Genomic DNA, 603 nt, shown 5'->3' with positions numbered 1-603 from the left:
GCGGTGCTGTTGGGGTCGCAGGCGTCGCAGAGCAGGCGGCCGCTGACTCGCAGGTGCTCGCCTCGGGTGTGGCCGCAGACGCAGACGGTGCGCGGGTTGTCGGCCTCTGGTGCCTGGGTGCCAGGCTGCTCCCTGCTGGTGGGCTGCTCGGTGCCGTCGAGGGCGGCGAGGATGGCGGGCATGATCGAGTCGGCGAGGTCGCCGCGCCTCATGTCCTGCCGGTAGTCGGCGCGTTCGAGGGCCTCGGCGATCGGGCCGCGCAGGTTCCGCACGCGCTCGATGGCGGCCTGCGCCTCCCGCGCCTCGCCCTCGGCCTTCGCCACGGTGGCGGTCATCTCGTCCACCAGGGCGACGTCCCCGCCCTCTGCCTCCAGCATGCTGCGCGTCAGCCGCGCCTCCCTCTTGGCCTCGGCCCACTGCCGGTTGCGGAGGCGGAGCTGCGCCCACAGGTTCTGGATCGTGGTCGGGTCGCCACCTGCCGCACGGATGCCGGCACGGAGGGTGCGCAGGTCCCGCAGGGCAGACTCCCGTCCGGCGCGCTGTTCCTCGGCGTCCTGCTCGGCTGCCTCCTCGCGGCCGATCGCTGCGTCAGCGCGCTCCTTC

1 protein-coding gene is annotated in these 603 nt (G+C 74.1%); it reads right to left on the bottom strand.

What is annotated here, in order from left to right:
* Positions 1-603: hypothetical protein (locus tag BFN33_RS53605; protein ID WP_370743402.1), on the bottom strand; the 603-nt coding region annotated here is incomplete at both ends.

This window comes from Streptomyces sp. LUP47B, from assembly GCF_001746295.1.
Taxonomy (GTDB): Bacteria; Actinomycetota; Actinomycetes; order Streptomycetales; family Streptomycetaceae; genus Streptomyces.
This window is presented reverse-complemented; position numbering and strand designations above follow the sequence as displayed.